Here is a 16,516-nt window from a genome sequence, read left to right on the forward strand (position 1 = left end):
ACATGTGCTTTAAACGTTATTGGATTTATTTTATCGCTTATGCACTTTTATGGTTTTGTGCGTAAACGTGAGTTGCGATAGCATCCATTAGTGCTGGAGATAGGCAATCGTATGGCTTAAGGCCTAGTTCGTTTAGACGCGCACGGATTGCATCCATATCTTTTGGATCAGTACCCGTTTCGATGATAGAAGAAACAAATGCTGCAAATTCAGGAGCAGACCAACCTTCGTCAGTTGATAGTTCAGTGTGAACAAAGTCTAAACCGTGGAATGGGTGGTTAGTATCTTCGATACGGCCGTACATGTGAACACCACATTCTTTACAAGCGTGACGTTTGATTGCTGCATTTTGGTCAACGACAACGAGTTTGTCTGCATTTGCAATCACTTCAACGTTGTCACGAGAAATAACAGCGATTTGAGAGAAAACTGCGCCTTCAGGCTTCCAGCATTTAGAACAACCACAAGCGTGGTTATGTGCTGTTTGACCAGAAAGTTTAACTCGAACTGTATTTGTGTCACATTTACAGCTTAATACGCCACCAACAAAGTTTTCTTTAGTTGCAATAAAGCCATTATCAATTGATGGGTGTAATTTAATAGACATAAAGATGCTCTTATATTATTTATAATTAAATGTAGAGTTAGAGTGTTATTTTTAGTTTTCTATTCGTTAATTAAATATTAATTAGCGAATAGAAGTATTCTAAAGTTTAATTAGATTTAAACAATCTGTTTTACAGTAAATGATTATTACTGATTAGAAACAATAAAATTAAATTATTACTTGTTTTGCTGTGCAATATGAGTAGCAATGGCATCCATTAAGTCTGGAGATAGGCAATCGTAAGATTCCATACCTAGTTCTTCAATGCGAGCACGGATAGCAGCCATGTCTTTTAAATCTGTGCCTGTTTCAATGATTGAAGAAACAAAAGCAGCAAATGTTGGTGCAGACCAGCCTTGTGTTGGCGATAGTTCAGTATGGACAAAATCTAAGCCGTAGAATGGGTGGTTAGTATCTTTAATACGGCCATACATATGAACACCACAGTCTTTACACGCAAAACGCTTAATCACAGCTGCGTCATCAACAACTTTTAGTTTATCTGCATTTGCTGTTACTGTTACTTTGTCGCGAGGAATAACAGCAACTTGTGAAAATAGCGCGTCTTTAGGTTTCCAACATTTAGAACAACCACAAATATGGTTATGCGCTGTTTGTGACTCTAAATTAACAACAACTTTATTATGTCGGCAATGACACTGTAATTTACCGCCATTTAACGTGTTATTAGTTGGATTAATACCACGATTAACAGCAGGGTGGATATTAATAATAGTCGGTTTGTTTTTACGATTAAAAATTTTAGCGAATAGATTTAGCATTATTAGACTTATTTAATTTTGGTGTACGGATTCACTATTTACGAAAATAGTAAGATGTTGGATATTTATAATTTAATTCAGAGAGATTAATAACGGTCAATATAGTCGTTATATTGACCGTCATAGTAGAAGGCAATTTACAGATTAAATACCGTTTGGCTTAAATACCGCTTTTAGACGTTTAGCAATCATTAAACGTGAAACGGTGAACATACCTGTCACTGTACGTTGGTGCAGGCGGAAGATCGTATCGTATAAACGACGGATCAAGCGACCTTGTAGTACCATTTTACCTTCCATCTTTGAGCCTGGTGCAAATGAACCGACTGCAAAATGGTGACCAACAGCAACAACCATACCGCCATCTTTAAATTCGAAGTCAGTCAATGGTTTACCACGTAGCATACCGCCTAAGCTTTTCGCTAGGTGTACTGCTGCACGGTTAGCCGCTTGTGCTTTAGGTGGAACAAAGCTGCCATCAGCCTGAGGGATTGATGCACAATCACCTAAAGAGAAGATGCTGTCATCAACGGTTGTTGTTAAATTAGCATTCACCTGAATTTGGTTCATACGGTTATAACTTAAACCGCCAATACCGTTTAGCCAATCCGGTGCTTTAACACCCGCAGCCCAGAACTGTACGTCAGCATCTAACTCACGGTTATCAACTGTTAGCATACCTTTTTCAGTGACTTCACGAATACGTGTATCAAGAAGAACATTTACGTTATTACGCTCAAGCTCTTTTTGTACTTTTTCTGACATTTTTTCAGGGCTATTTGGTAATACACGACCTGCAGCTTCAATCAAGTTGATATGCAGTGGGGCACCATTATAGCGTTGAAGTTTGTGGCTAACACGAGCAAGCTCTGCTGCAAGCTCAACACCAGTCGCGCCAGCGCCAACAATATTTACTGAGCGATCTTCACTTGCACGAAGGATCTGGCTAACTTGATGCCATGCTTGACGCGCTTGGCTTGCTGAATCTAGGAATAAGCAATGATCTTTTGCACCAGTGGTATTAAAGTCATTACTTACCGCACCAATCGCAATAACAAGGTAATCGTATTTTAAAGCCGCTTCTGTACCATCAGGACGACGAACAGAAAGCATTTTATTATCACGATCAATATCTGTCATCGCGGCTTGGTAATGTTGATAGCCATGACGTGCACCATGGGTGAAATAACAAACTGTATCTAAGTCGCTATCAAAAGTACCTGCTGCAATTTCATGCAAGCGAGGTTTCCAGAAGTGATGCGTTTCTGGTTCTACAAGAATAATTTCATCTTCTTTACGTACGGTTTTTGCTAATAGAGTTGATAACTCTAAGCCTGCGGCACCGCCACCTACAATAACGATTCGTGACATACGAATTCCTCAAAGGCACCCCGGGCTTCATTCCACAGGGGATGGTTTGACCATCATTAAATTAATGAGCTAATCCGTTGCTACTCTATTTTTTGTGAGTATGCCTATATGGAATGGCATGCTCTATCATTTATAAGATCAATTTCTTTGATATAAGACAATGAAATTCACCAAAATTCAAGTTTTGTGAGCTAAAGCAGGATTTTTTTTCAAAACCGTAATTTTCTTCGATGGAAGGTATTATATTTATTTCAGATAAGATAACAATGATTATAAACGTCAAATTACTTTTACTGACAGGTAATAATGAGATGCCTTAATGGTATCTTTTGTTGCTGTTTTACACATTTTGAGTGTTTTGTTAATAAAAATTACATCCCACTCAAATAAAAACGTCATAAAGACATGCGATATTCCTTCTGGTTTGACCAGTTATTATATTTAAAGGAATAGGTATGTCGTTATCACGTCGAGGATTTGTAAAAGCGCTATCATCAGCAGCGATGGTTACTTCGCTTACAGGATGTAATAGTAATGATCAACAGCTACAAAAATCGAAAATTAAGGTTGGCTTTAATCACGGCGTTGCGAGTGGTGATCCTTTACAACATGCCGTTATTATTTGGACGCGTATTACGACAGAAGCACGCTCAATTGACGTTCAATGGCAAGTTGCGACTGATGAGAAATTTATGCAGATTGTTGCGTCAGGCGAGGTGACGACCGATAGCGTAAAAGATTTTACAGTAAAGGTAGATGTTAACGGTCTACAACCTAATCAACATTATTATTATCGTTTTGAAGCCAATGATACGTTAAGTCCTATAGGGCAGACTCAAACTTTAGCAGAAGGTGAATTAGATAAAGCGTCTATTGCTGTCGTGTCATGTTCTAATTTTCCTGCTGGTTACTTTAATGTGTATCGAGAAATAGTTAAGCAGCACCAAATGTCACCTATCAATGCAGTACTACATTTAGGCGATTATATTTATGAATATGGGGCTGGGCAGTATGCCACTGAAGATGCACAACGTTTAAATCGCATTCCAAGTAAAGAGTCTGAATGCCTTACTTTAGATGATTATCGCAAACGTTATGCGCAATACCGTAGCGACAGTGATCTTCAAGCGTTACATGCGGCATTACCAATGATCGCTATTTGGGATGATCATGAAATAGCCAATGATACATGGCGAGAAGGTGCTGAGAATCATCAACAGCAAGAAGGTGACTTTGCTCAACGTCGAGCTGCAGCTGCTCTAGCTTGGCTAGAATGGTTACCCGTTAGAGAAAATCCTGTTTCTTCTATGATCACCTATCGAGACTTTAGCTTTGGTGATTTGTTTGACTTATATATGTTAGATACCCGCGTTGTCGCGCGTGATGAACCGCTTGACTACTTTTCACTGGCTGATACATCGATTGAATCTATCTCTGGGTTAATTCAACAGGCACGCGCTCCTGAACGCAAGTTACTCGGCAATGATCAAAAGCAATGGCTCAGTGAGCGTATGACAACGAATACGGCAAAATGGTCATTGTTAGGCCAACAAGTGTTAATGGGTAAGATTGAAATGCCAAGTAGTGTCATGATGGGGCTGTTTCAATTATTTCAGGCAAGTGATGCAAACAAGTCAGCTGCGATGATCGCGGTACAGAATGCAATTAATACCTATTTAGCTGATCCAAGTTCAGACCCATATTTACTTCCATATAATTTAGATGCTTGGGACGGGTTTTATATGGAGCGTGAATGGTTATACGGCATGACGACAACGTTAAATAAACAACTTATCACGCTAGCAGGCGATAGCCACAATGCTTGGTGTAGTGAATTAAGTGATCATAAAGGAAATGGGGTGGGGATTGAGTTTGCAACAAGCTCGGTGACCTCTCCCGGATTAGAAAAATATTTAGGGTTAGATTTACAAACTATTGGGCAGATGGAATTTATCCTACCTCAATTAGTTTCAGATCTTCAATGGGTTAATTTAAAACAACGTGGTTTTATTCGTTTAGATCTTGATCATCAGCAAGTGTTTTCAACGTGGCACTTTGTTTCGACGGTAAAAGAGAAAGAGTACCAAGTAGAAACTCAGAAGCTGGTGACCCAAAATGGATTAATGGTCAGCTAAACCTATTTATAATTAACAATGAATAACCTGATGAATTGCCGTTTGGTGAATGAGTTAGGATTTTTATTTGCTATTAATAAGAAAGAAATTACCGTTTCATTACCGAGTGATCCTACACAAACTGGTATTCGATCTGAGTGATCTTAGGTGGTACGAAAAGTAGCAGATAAAAGAAAAGGAGCGTTAATAAACGCTCCTTTTGTCATTAAGAAATGCCTAATCTTTTCAATATTTATTTCTCAGTTACATGGATCGCAGTTTGCAGATCTTCAGGGTGAAGATCTGCGCGATCAAATTCTTGTGAGGCGGGCATACGAAGGTGGAAATCTTTAAATATTTCAACTTCAACATTACCTTCTGTGAGAATAAAGTCACTCACATGACCACCTTGAGTACGATCATCACTAATAAAGTGAAAGTGGAACCCCGGCACATTAATACCAATCATATAGTCTGGTATTTTAAAACCAATCATCACACCTGAAACATGCGTCATTTCAGCAATAGGTTGATGTTTAACAACTTCAACCATAGGTGGATATGGACGGTGCTGAGCCGGCACTGTACGTGTTTTAACATACGAGAACTTACCTGTTAAACGGATGGCATTAATCGCGTTGTGAGCGAGTAGATCTTGCTCTAAGCACGTTTCAAATTCTTTTTTACTTAGTTCAATTAAACTCAGTTTTGCTTTTGGCTCAAAGTTAACAACCGAAGCAAATGGTGTGGTGATATCGTGATCAACAAGATGAACATCGCCTGTGCTTGTAAGTTGGTAAACGTCATCACCCATTACAATCATTTCACCGTCAAGATCGTTAAAGGTACCAATGCCAAAGTTACCATGATCTAATAACTGACCAATTGTGAAATCACCTTGATATAAGCCTGCAATTAATGCACTCATCATTGAGGTTTGGTAGAACGTTTTGTTATGTGTTTCGGCACTCATGTGATGCTCCTATTAATCTTGTTGGCATGGATGAAGTTGATCAAGTAGGCGACTGTTATCGCTATAATCAACATTGACGTTAACCAATACTGGGCCACTTAAGCTCATAGCTTTTCGCATAACAGGCTCAATATCATCGGCAGTATTGATCGCTAAACCATGTGCGCCGAAACTTTCTGCATACTTAACAATATCAGGACCTATAAAGCTGACAGCACTCTCTCGACCATACTTTTTAAGCTGTTGAATCTTAACCATGTCATAACTGTGATCAGTCCAAACAAAGTGAACGATATTACATTTATGACGCACGGCCGTGGCTAATTCCATTGATGAGAATAGGAAGCCACCATCACCAGACATGGAAATGACTTTTTCATTAGGGTGAAGAAGGGAAGCTGCAATTGCCCAAGGTAAAGCGACGCCCAATGTTTGTTGACCATTACTGAACAATAAACGACGAGGTTCAAAGCTGTGGAAGTAACGTGCCATCCAAATATAGATAGAGCCTACATCACAACATACAGTGGTGTCGTCACTGACAAAGCGACGTAAATCATGAACAAAACGAAGTGGGTGAACGCCGTTTGATGAGGTTTTATTTATCCCCATTTGCATAATATGTTGTAAATCGTGGCGTAATAATTGGATTTGTTGGTTACTTTCTAAGGATTCTCTCTTATCTAATTCAGAAGCAATAGACGTAACAGACACCGCTAAGTCACCCACAACTTCACAAACAGGGTTATAGCTAATTTCTAAATCTGCTTGTTGATAACCAATATGAATAATTGGGGTATTTGCATCTTTATTCCAAAGAATCGGATCGTATTCAATGGGGCTATAACCAATGGTGATGATTAAGTCTGCGCTGTTTAACGCAATATCACCGGGTTGGTTTTTAAATAAGCCCACTCGACCTAAAAAGCAGTTGTATAAATCATGAGAAATAACCCCAGCTGCGGCAAACGTATTCACAACGGCAATTGGTGTTTGTTTGAGTAGTTGGCGAATGGCATCAGTAACAAAAGGCTGGCTTGCATCCATACCCAGTAATAACACCGGATTTTTTGCAGCATTAATGCGATCAGCAGCCTGACGAATAGCTTGCGGGTGTGCACCACCGAACAAAATTGGATTAGGCTGTTGTACTGGTTGGTAAGGAATACGATTAGTTAGAATATCTTGCGGTAGACTAACAAAGCTAGCACCTTGGGTAGGTTGCTCTGCAATACGAAAAGCTTTATGTACAACATCAGATACCGAGCCGCTATCCATCACTTCTGCTGAAAATTTGGTGATAGGAGTAAACAGTGAACGGGTATCCATGGATTGGTGAGTATTGTGAGAATACATCGAAAGCGGTACAGCACCTGCAAGTGCAACCACAGGATCACCTTCACTGTTCGCTGTTGCAACGCCTGTGACAAGGTTTGATGCGCCCGGGCCAGAGGTCGCTAAACAAATGCCTGCTTTACCCGTTAAACGCCCTGTTGCTGCTGCCATAAACGCTGCATTTTGTTCATGATGACAAATAATGATTTCAGGTCCGTTATCACAAACAGCATCGAAAACAGCATCCACCTTTGCACCTGGAATACCAAAAATGTGTGGAATGTTATGTGCATTTAAAGTTTCAACAACCAGTTCAGCACCAGAGACGGTTTTATCCGACATATAAGCCTCAAAATTATATTTATTAAGTTAATAGGCTCAGGACATTGTTCGTGAATTCGAATTTTATGTGATGAGTGGCACAATTCTATACATTCATCATACAAATCAAATAACTGAAAATGAAAGTTAAATTCTCAATTTACAGATAAATAAGGGGAGGGGGAATTTACGATGTAATAAAAATGCCAGCCTTCATATTAGAAAAGACCGGCATTTTAAGGGAGGAATGGCAATGACAACGATTAAATCATGATGCCTGCAATTAACGCTGATAGAAAACTAACGAGCGTTGAACCGTAAAGCAAACGTAAACCAAAACGTGCCACCATATTACCTTTTTCTTCGTTCACCCCTTTTACAGCACCAGCAATAATACCGATAGAGCTAAAGTTAGCGAATGACACAAGGAAGATAGAAACAATACCTACGGTGTGCGGTGTTAATTCACTTACTTGTTTTTGTAATGACAGCATTGCTACAAATTCGTTAGCAACAAGCTTGGTTGCCATGATACTACCTGCTTGTAGGGCTTCATGAGCAGGGATACCCATGATCCATGCAAATGGATAGAAAGCGTAGCCAATAACATCTTGGAAGCTAATACCGAATGCAGCATCAAAGCCGGCATTAATCATTGAAATTAGCGCGATAAAACCAATCAGCATTGCCGCTACAATAACCGCGACTTTAAAACCAGTAAGAATATATTCTCCTAACATTTCAAAGAACGTCAGTTTCTCACCACTTTCAGCCGCCATCATCTCATCAATATTCATCTCTGCTTCGTGGTCATATGGGTTAATGATAGAGAGAATAATGAAGGTACTAAACATGTTTAGAAACAAGGCAGCCACGACGTATTTAGGATCGATTAGCTTCATGTAAGAACCGACAATAGACATCGATACGGTTGACATGGCTGTTGCCGCTAACGTGTACATGCGACGCTCAGACATTCTACCGAGAATATCTTTATAGGTGATGAAGTTTTCAGATTGACCGACCATTAAGGCACTAATAGCGTTAAAGGATTCAAGTTTACCCATGCCATTAACTTTTGATAATAAATATCCAAGGCCTTTTATGACATATGGCAAAACTTTGATGTGCTGAAGAATACCAATCAGTGCTGAAATGAATACGATTGGCATTAGAACACTTAAGAAGAAGTTAAAGCCATCATTGTTAGATAGGTTACCAAAGACGAAATTTGTCCCTTCTGCGGCAAAATTGAGTAATCCATTAAATCCATCAGCAAACTCTTTAACGATCCCTGTACCCATTGAGGAGTTAAGCAAAAAGTAGGCTAATCCCATTTCAATAAGCAGTAGCTGAATAATATATCTGTACTTGATGTTTTTACGGTTATTACTTGCAACAAGTGCTAGGGCTGCGATAACGATTAACCCTAAAACGAAATGTAGATAGACCATGTTTGGTTGCTCTCAGTGTGATTCTTATCAAGATATATACTTATGTTTAAATATTTCTTTCTCTCTAAAAGTGACTTAAGTCTCACTTTTGGGTCGCGTAATTTTCTGTCACTATTACGTGCTTAGATGAATTACGATTGCGGCAAACGATTGCAGTTCGAAAGAGCCCTGTCATTACTGGGTTGTCGTTATACGCTCATATAACTGTATCATCAACATGCCAAATGAGCATAACTGTGAACTGAATCTCACCTGTAATATGATTGAAAAATACTTTTTAGTGGTTTTGGAATATCGCAGTAGTCCAATCGGTAAAAACACGATGATTAAATAGGCAATTGTAGTCTCTGTGTATATCAAATGTTATTTTTTATTATGTTTAATAAATATGGAAAATAATATTTTAGATAAATAAATTTCAGAATTTTTTAAATATGATTCAATGCTGCACTTAATATTCATTTGTCTTACAAAATGAAATATTATATTCGTGATAATTTAGTGGAATAGAAACGATGAAAAAATCCTCTAAAAATCGTAAGCTATGGTACTTCCATCGACACGATCAGCGTAATGAAACAAGATTGAATAAAAGCTTAAAGGCTAAATAATGCATGTATGGCTAACTTACGTTGATCGTCTAAACGAAAGGCGACTCAACGTAAGTAAGTATACTTATTCAAGAATGGTAGGGACATTAAACCGGTAAGGTGGAACAAAAGGTCGGACACCTTTCTGGCGGTATTTTTTTAAACGCATTAATTGTTTATAGACAATGTAATAACGATTTATATTTGTAACGTAGACAACAGGTTGTTTGCCTATATATCTCCTGGTAATAATTTCAACATTATTAAACCATATATCAGGGTTATAGCCTTTTTCCTTTGCATAACGTCGCATTTTTCTAATATTGCCAGGTCCTGCATTATAAGAGGCGAGTGTCATATACATTCTATTATCATAGGTTAGACTGCTATCATCTAAGTAATTATTTTGGATATAGCGCATATACTTTATACCCGCATGAACATTATTACTTGCTATATAAATGTTAGGAATATTTATATATCGATCTCTTGCTGTACTTGGTAGTACTTGCATGATGCCAACGGCACCTTTATTGGAGACTTTATGCTGATTAAGCCCTGATTCTTGGAAACCCTGAGCCATCATCATTAAATAATCAAAATCATATTCCGTAGAATATTTAAAAAACAGATCAGAAAGTTTTTCCATTTTATCCATATTACTATGGTTCAATAGGTTTGTTATCCAGCCTTGATTATTTAAATACTTGTTATAAATAACATTTCCTAATAATGACCCTGATTTTATTTGTTCAATATACCTATTAACTAATTTCATTAATTTAGGGCTATCTTTTCTCATTGCCCAGGCTATTTCACCGTTTTTCCTTAAAACGAAAGCAGAATTCATGCGTAATTTTGGTAATATCTTGTTCCATATTTTCATCTTATGATCATCTAAAACGGTCATATTCATCAACCCGAGATTAACCATTTCCAACAACTCATAATCTTGCAGTGTTTCTTCTAAAAAATGGATCTTCATTGGCGCTAGGCGTTGGAGTAATAGACGATTATTGACTTCAAGTAGGCTTTGATAGTAGCTCGAACTTTTTCTTACCCAGATATCTTGATCGCTGAGTTGCTCTATTTTTGTAATTTCAGGTGAATCAATATTATTAATAATAACTTCTGAAATATTGGTAAGTACAGGCTCACTAAAGGCGACTTGCTTTTTGCGCTGTTCAGTAATGGTTAAATTAGCGACGGCAAGATCACCATATCCAGTAATTAAGAATTTGATGAGTTGATCTCGATGTACAGGGATCACTTGAATATTGAGTTTTGGATAAGTTTTATGAATATCTAACTCAAAGTGGTGAAGTAATTCAGCGATAATGCCTTTTGGAAGACCATCTTCAATATAGTAAAAACCTAAGTCAGCCGAAACTAATACTCTTAGCACCCTTTTTTTTTCAAGGACGCTAAGATCGCCAGTGTAAGTTGGGCCTGTGAGCGGGGACAGTGCTAAGCCTAAAGCTGTACTAGAAGTAAGGAATAAAGCCAGATATACCCATAAAGGTAATAACAGCCTTTTTAGTTGGTTGTTCATAGAAAACTAAAGCCTTTTGATTTAGCTTGATCCTGTATGGTTAAAATAATCGCATTTCCCAAATCATCCTTAGCCTTTGTGTTCTCATTTTTCGATTGTTTTATGAAGTGTTTTCGTTTTTGCTCTAACGTTGATATCTGTTGTTGCAGCTGTACTCTTTGTGCGATTTGTTGTTTAAGCTTTTCGGTGATTTGTTGGTCATTTAATCCATGATAGTGCTGTTGATCTTTTTTCGCGAACGCTAAACCTTGTTCTAAATTTTGTTGGGCAAGCGAAATCAAATCCCAATCTTGTGTTTTATACTGCTTTCCTGCTTTGGCAATACTGCGCTCTGTGCTACTAGATTTAGAAAGGCTTGATGCATTCATATCTTGAGCGATTTGCTGGCTTTTCTTACTTGCCCCTTTTGTACCATAACCGATGTAAGTGTCATTAATTTTACGGCCCAGTTGGATGATATCATCGTCGTAAGGGGTCTCAATATGGGGGGCTTTCTTCTTATGGTCGATATTCAAATATTTGCCATGGCTCAGCAGTGCAGGTGTTGCCCACTGTAATTTACGTCCTTTTAAATGGGGGCCGCAATATAAGGTGTTGATGATGATATCTTTACTGACTGCTAGAGGAATAGCATGGCTAATCGGAATATCACCTTGTTGAAACTCTTCATTACCTGCAATGATGATTAAACGAAGATCGTCTTGATGGGGGCTCCACTGTAAACGGTTTGTTGCCTCTTGAATTACTTGTGGCGCATATTCTTTACTCCCTCCAATCTTTATTGCAAATAGTGCTTCTGAAAATTGGTCAAGATCTGAGGTGAGTGGTGAGAGTAAACGTAAATAACCACCATATTTTGATTGATGTTCAACACCATATTCAAACAATGCAACTTGTAAAGTAACAGGGCGATCATGTTTATTGGCTGTTGCGATGGCATTAATGATTGACCAGATCTGCTCTCTTGCCTGATTAATTAATCCCCCCATAGAGCCACTAGCATCGAGTAAGATCGCGACTTGAATTGTGGGGCCTGTACGAGTAAAAGGTATGGACGTGTTATTATTATTTGTTTGTTCTGGTTGTAAAATCTCAGGCAATACGAGTGCTGGTGGCTTTTTATCACTGCTACTGTAGGTAGGAATAGAGACCACCAGAAGAAAACTGAGCATTAATAGTCGTATCAGCATAATATCTCGCATATCAATATATTAAGTGCTAAATGTCAGCGTACACTAAAAACTAATTCTCTAAGTATGGTTGGTAAGTGCTATTTGTGCCGAGTTTGAGGCAATATTTGTGGTTTCCAATAACAAGCTAATGGTAATAAAAACATGCTAAGTCATCACGCATTTTAAATTTAATAGGTTAGTGTCAGTGGCGGATATATTTAAAAAAAACATCTATCTGATGGTAGTGTTACTCGGTTTATCAGGTTGTAGTTCAGCGTCTACGTATTCAGTACGTAAGCCTTTAGACGTTGATGTGCTGGCAAATTTGCCTGAAGTTTTAAATGAATCATCAGGTTTGGCGATTATTAATGGGCATGTATGGTCACATAATGACAGCGGCAGCCGAAATCAGATTTATCAACTGTCTTCTAATTTTCAAACAGTCACAAAAACGGTGACGGTTAAACGCAGTAAAAATTATGATTGGGAAGATTTAGCGCAGAGTAAACGCTATTTATACATTGGTGATACAGGAAATAACTCAACACGCCGTGATGGAGGTGTGATTTATAAAGTACCACTCGCCTCGCTTGAAAAAGGCTCGTCAGTCACGCCTGTTTCAACTATTCGATACCGTTTTAAAGATTTTAAACCGGGTAAAACGTATCAACATAATTTCGATAGTGAAGCGATAACAGTTGTGGGTGATCAATTATGGCTATTTAGCAAAAACTGGCAAAATGAGCATACCAAGCTATACCGACTCAGTACGACTCAATCTAGCCAGACGGTCTCACCGGTTGGGGATTATTTAACAGAAGGACTCATTACCAGTGCTGATTATAACGCCAAGACCTCAACACTTGCGTTATTAGGCTATCGTAAAGACATCTTTTTAGGTTATTCCTTTATTTGGTTAGTCAAAGTGAAAAACAATCAATTGGATTGGTCAACGGCTAAATATAAGCGTTTAAGAATTTATTCACAGTGGGAAGCTGTACATTGGTATAAGGATAATAAACTCTTAATTACCAGTGAGAAGAACCCATTAACTAAAGCAATGATAGCAACGGTAGATGTGTCATCTTTGATCAATGCAAGTGAATAACCCTGCAACATCTGCTAGTATCTGCCAAAACTTAGCTGTGATCCCCATGAAGGGGCAGCCTACTAAACTGGAAAAACTGTGACTAATAACGATATTTTACGCCGTGTACGCTACATCTTTGATTTAAATGATAGCCAACTAATTGAAATCTTTGCACAAGCAGATGCAACTGTAACTCGTGAGCAAGTATGTAACTGGTTAAAGCCAGAAGACAATGACGATTACAAAAGCTGTTCAGATGAAGAATTTGCAACGTTTCTTAACGGCTTTATCAATCAAAAGCGTGGCAAGAAAGAAGGTCCACAACCAGTACCAGAGCAAAAGCTAACGAATAATATTATTTTCCGTAAGCTGCAAATTGCCTTAAATCTAAAAGCAGATGATGTATTAGATTTGTTTAAGCTGGTGGATTTCCGTTTAAGTAAGCATGAATTAAGTGCGTTTTTCCGTAAGCTTGATCATAAACACTACCGTGAGTGTAAAGATCAGGTACTACGTAACTTTTTACAAGCATTACAGATCAACCTTCGTGGTGATGAATCTGCGACGGTTGAAGCCGAATAATCGTGTTGTTTTTATAGATATCACACAATAAATCGAAAGTGATAAAAAGCAGCGTTGGCTGCTTTTTTTACATCTGTAATATCAGGTTGCATGTGATTTTTATTAGAAAGAGTAAAATTAATAGAAATTAAATTTATGGAAAACGGCCAATGGCGCATTCACATGAACACCATGTTTCAAATTACAACTCCGCCTTTGCAATAGGGATTGTACTAAACCTTCTTTATGTCATTGTAGAAGCGACTTATGGTTTTATTACTGATTCTTTAGCATTACTAGCCGATGCAGGGCATAACCTTAGCGATGTTGTTACTTTGGTCTTGGCATGGGGAGCTTTTGCATTAGCAAAAAAAGCGGCAACTGAGCAGCGAACCTATGGGTTCCGTAAAGTGACAATATTAGCTTCATTAACAAGTGCGTTATTATTATTGTTTGCGCTTGGAGCAATTGCATGGGAAGCGGTTCTACGATTTTCTGACCCCCGTCCAGTGGCTGGTACCACGGTGATGGTGGTGGCTTTTATTGGTGTGATCATCAATGCTGCGACAGCGATGTTATTTGCCAAAGGACAAAAGCATGATTTAAATATGAAAGGGGCTTTCCTTCATATGGCGGGTGATGCCGCAGTCTCTCTTGGTGTGATTATTACCGCTTTGATTATAAATATTACTGGGTGGGATTGGTTAGATCCTGCGATGAGCTTAGCGATTGTCGTGATAATTTTAATCGGTACGTGGAGCTTATTAAAAGACTCAATCAATTATTCATTAGATGCGGTGCCGAACAACGTTGATATATCAGCATTAAAAACCTATTTAGCAGAGTTGCCGCATGTTAATACTTTCCATGATTTACATGTTTGGCCGCTGAGTACTACTGAAAATGCCATGACAGTTCACCTTGTTGTTGATGAGTATGTTGAGGGGCAAGGTTTACCTGATGAAATTAAACATTATGTTCATGATCACTTTGAAATTGAACATGTGACAGTACAAATTGAGGCATCATCTTACGCATGTGATAGTAAGCATCAACATTGCGGTATACAGCAGTAGTTTATTAGATTAAAGATTTAAACGTTTTTTAGTTAAAGCATTTTAGGCAGCTCTACTTCAATAAGCACTTTTTATTATTAGCTTGTGACCAATAAATTCTAGCACTACGATCTCTGACAATTTTATAGCAATGTCTATCGATTTCTTTGTAAATAAATTGAATGTTCGGGCTTGAAATAAGTAGGCCATCAGTGCCGTATTTATTATGGAAATCAATTGAGTAATCGAGGTGATGTAATGAAGGTGCAGCATGTAAGGCGGATGAGAAAAATAAGCTGATAACGAAAATCTTCATCATAACCAGTCCTTGTTTTTATGGTAATAAAAAGAGCCGCTTAATAAGTTATAGCAGATATATTCATGTGTTGTTTATATTTAGAAAAAGAGTGGCCGCAATAATTATTAATTTAATTAACGAGTTAACGGCATAACCATTTTTTATTGGTGCGGCTATTTCTCACGATGATGATGACGATGAAATATTAATGACACGGACAGACAATGCATTTTATAAGAGTAAGAAAAAGGCCGAATTTGTTTATCTATCTCGCTTTAAACAGACATAAAGATAGTTATGAACTGACGGATAGGATTAAATTTACTTAAATTAAGCTAACGTTTATTCACCATAGTGATTTTTCTTGATAACCTGTGCTTATTGTAAGTCGTCCATCTTGTTTGGACACTATATTACTGAGAAGGTAATCTCGTTGGAACATTTTGTTTGGGATGTAAACCCCGTTATGGTGTCAATCTTCGGCTTGAAGATTCATTGGTATGGTGTGTTATTTGCGTTAGCAATTACTGCTGGTTTCCAAGTTATGAAGTCAGTGTATGAACGTGAAGATAAGCCGGTAGAAAGTTTAGATTCATTATTAATGTACGCCGTCGTTGGTATTATTGTTGGCGCGCGTTTATTTCATGTAGTGTTCTACGATCCAGACTATTACTGGGCGAACCCTGGCCAGATTATTGCGGTATGGAACGGTGGGTTAGCAAGTCACGGTGGTGGTTTAGGTGTTATTCTAGCCGTCTACTTCTATACTAAGCGCTACAAAATTAACTTCATGTGGTTACTTGATCGTTTAGCTATCGCGACAGCATTGTTCGGCTTCTTTGTTCGTACGGGTAATTTCTTTAATTCAGAAATTCTTGGTACACCGAGTAATCTTCCATGGGCTGTTATTTTTGAACGGGTTGATATGATCCCGCGTCACCCTGTTATGTTGTATGAAGGGTTTTCTTACTTAGCCATTTTTGTTTTATTGTTTGCGCTTTATCGTAAAACAGATATTGGTAAGTATAAGGGGCTACTGTTAGGTTGGTTCTTAGTATTAGTGATGACAGTACGTTTCTTATTAGAATTTATTAAAGTCCATCAGGCTGACTATTCTACAGATATTGTGCTTAATACAGGTCAACTGTTAAGTATTCCATTTATTATTGCTGGTATTATCTTGGTGATTCGAGGTCAAAAAGCGCGTCGATTAGCGCGAGAATCACAAAGTTAAAACGATT

The 16,516-nt window shown here is 38.1% G+C and carries 14 protein-coding genes; 5 read left to right on the forward strand and 9 right to left on the reverse strand.

Annotated features, from left to right (window positions below; translation table 11 throughout):
• Window positions 1-37: 37 nt before the first annotated feature.
• The 3 genes from gfa (C9J46_RS03120) to C9J46_RS03130 all read right to left on the reverse strand — a co-directional run bounded on the left by gfa (C9J46_RS03120) (window position 38) and on the right by C9J46_RS03130 (window position 2,760).
• Window positions 38-607 carry an S-(hydroxymethyl)glutathione synthase gene (gfa, locus tag C9J46_RS03120; protein WP_105059970.1) on the reverse strand — a complete coding sequence of 190 codons (570 nt, stop codon included), beginning with the start codon at window positions 605-607 and terminating at the stop codon, window positions 38-40.
• 176 nt (window positions 608-783) lie between these two features.
• On the reverse strand, window positions 784-1,389 hold the full coding sequence (gfa, locus tag C9J46_RS03125) for an S-(hydroxymethyl)glutathione synthase (protein WP_107206322.1): 606 nt from the start codon (window positions 1,387-1,389) through the stop codon (window positions 784-786).
• 144 nt (window positions 1,390-1,533) lie between these two features.
• Window positions 1,534-2,760: an NAD(P)/FAD-dependent oxidoreductase gene (locus C9J46_RS03130; protein WP_107206323.1), complete on the reverse strand. Its 1,227-nt coding sequence runs from the start codon at window positions 2,758-2,760 to the stop codon at window positions 1,534-1,536.
• A gap of 455 nt (window positions 2,761-3,215) precedes the next feature.
• Here C9J46_RS03130 and C9J46_RS03135 point away from each other — a divergent pair, with 455 nt between their 5' ends.
• The gene (locus C9J46_RS03135; RefSeq protein WP_107290546.1) at window positions 3,216-4,895 is read left to right on the forward strand and encodes an alkaline phosphatase; all 1,680 of its coding nucleotides are present in this window, start codon (window positions 3,216-3,218) and stop codon (window positions 4,893-4,895) included.
• Between the two features lie 232 nt (window positions 4,896-5,127).
• On the opposite strand, the gene budA is transcribed toward C9J46_RS03135, so the two are convergent.
• From budA to C9J46_RS03160, 5 genes are all read right to left on the reverse strand, one after another.
• Window positions 5,128-5,847: an acetolactate decarboxylase gene (gene budA / locus C9J46_RS03140; protein WP_107206325.1), complete on the reverse strand. Its 720-nt coding sequence runs from the start codon at window positions 5,845-5,847 to the stop codon at window positions 5,128-5,130.
• Between the two features lie 12 nt (window positions 5,848-5,859).
• Window positions 5,860-7,524, reverse strand: coding sequence for an acetolactate synthase AlsS (alsS, locus tag C9J46_RS03145; protein ID WP_107206326.1), 1,665 nt, complete (start codon window positions 7,522-7,524; stop codon window positions 5,860-5,862).
• Window positions 7,525-7,766: 242 nt separating this feature from the next.
• On the reverse strand, window positions 7,767-8,957 hold the full coding sequence (locus C9J46_RS03150; protein ID WP_105059977.1) for a NupC/NupG family nucleoside CNT transporter: 1,191 nt from the start codon (window positions 8,955-8,957) through the stop codon (window positions 7,767-7,769).
• A 675-nt stretch (window positions 8,958-9,632) separates the two neighbouring features.
• The gene (locus C9J46_RS03155) at window positions 9,633-11,099 is read right to left on the reverse strand and encodes a lytic transglycosylase F (protein WP_107290547.1); all 1,467 of its coding nucleotides are present in this window, start codon (window positions 11,097-11,099) and stop codon (window positions 9,633-9,635) included.
• Entirely contained in the window at window positions 11,096-12,289 is a 1,194-nt protein-coding gene (locus tag C9J46_RS03160) for a VWA domain-containing protein (protein ID WP_107290548.1), read from the reverse strand. Before C9J46_RS03160 ends, C9J46_RS03155 begins: the two co-directional genes overlap by 4 nt.
• Before the next feature lie 187 nt (window positions 12,290-12,476).
• Here C9J46_RS03160 and C9J46_RS03165 point away from each other — a divergent pair, with 187 nt between their 5' ends.
• The 3 genes from C9J46_RS03165 (at window position 12,477) to C9J46_RS03175 (ending at window position 14,998) form a co-directional block, all read left to right on the forward strand.
• On the forward strand, window positions 12,477-13,379 hold the full coding sequence (locus C9J46_RS03165) for a hypothetical protein (protein ID WP_233217668.1): 903 nt from the start codon (window positions 12,477-12,479) through the stop codon (window positions 13,377-13,379).
• A gap of 78 nt (window positions 13,380-13,457) precedes the next feature.
• Window positions 13,458-13,943 (forward strand): DUF1456 family protein, encoded by a 486-nt coding sequence (locus tag C9J46_RS03170; RefSeq protein WP_105059980.1) that lies wholly within the window; start codon window positions 13,458-13,460, stop codon window positions 13,941-13,943.
• Between the two features lie 149 nt (window positions 13,944-14,092).
• Window positions 14,093-14,998 (forward strand): cation diffusion facilitator family transporter, encoded by a 906-nt coding sequence (locus C9J46_RS03175; RefSeq protein ID WP_107290549.1) that lies wholly within the window; start codon window positions 14,093-14,095, stop codon window positions 14,996-14,998.
• Window positions 14,999-15,050: 52 nt separating this feature from the next.
• Here C9J46_RS03175 and C9J46_RS03180 read toward each other — a convergent pair whose 3' ends face one another.
• Window positions 15,051-15,296, reverse strand: coding sequence for a hypothetical protein (locus C9J46_RS03180; protein ID WP_107206331.1), 246 nt, complete (start codon window positions 15,294-15,296; stop codon window positions 15,051-15,053).
• Between the two features lie 412 nt (window positions 15,297-15,708).
• On the opposite strand from C9J46_RS03180, the gene lgt reads away from it, so the two are divergent.
• The gene (lgt, locus tag C9J46_RS03185) at window positions 15,709-16,509 is read left to right on the forward strand and encodes a prolipoprotein diacylglyceryl transferase (protein ID WP_107206332.1); all 801 of its coding nucleotides are present in this window, start codon (window positions 15,709-15,711) and stop codon (window positions 16,507-16,509) included.
• The last annotated feature ends 7 nt before the right edge of the window (window positions 16,510-16,516 follow it).

Origin of the sequence: Photobacterium sp. GB-36 (assembly GCF_003026135.1) — a bacterium.
In the GTDB taxonomy this organism is placed as follows: Bacteria; Pseudomonadota; Gammaproteobacteria; order Enterobacterales; family Vibrionaceae; genus Photobacterium.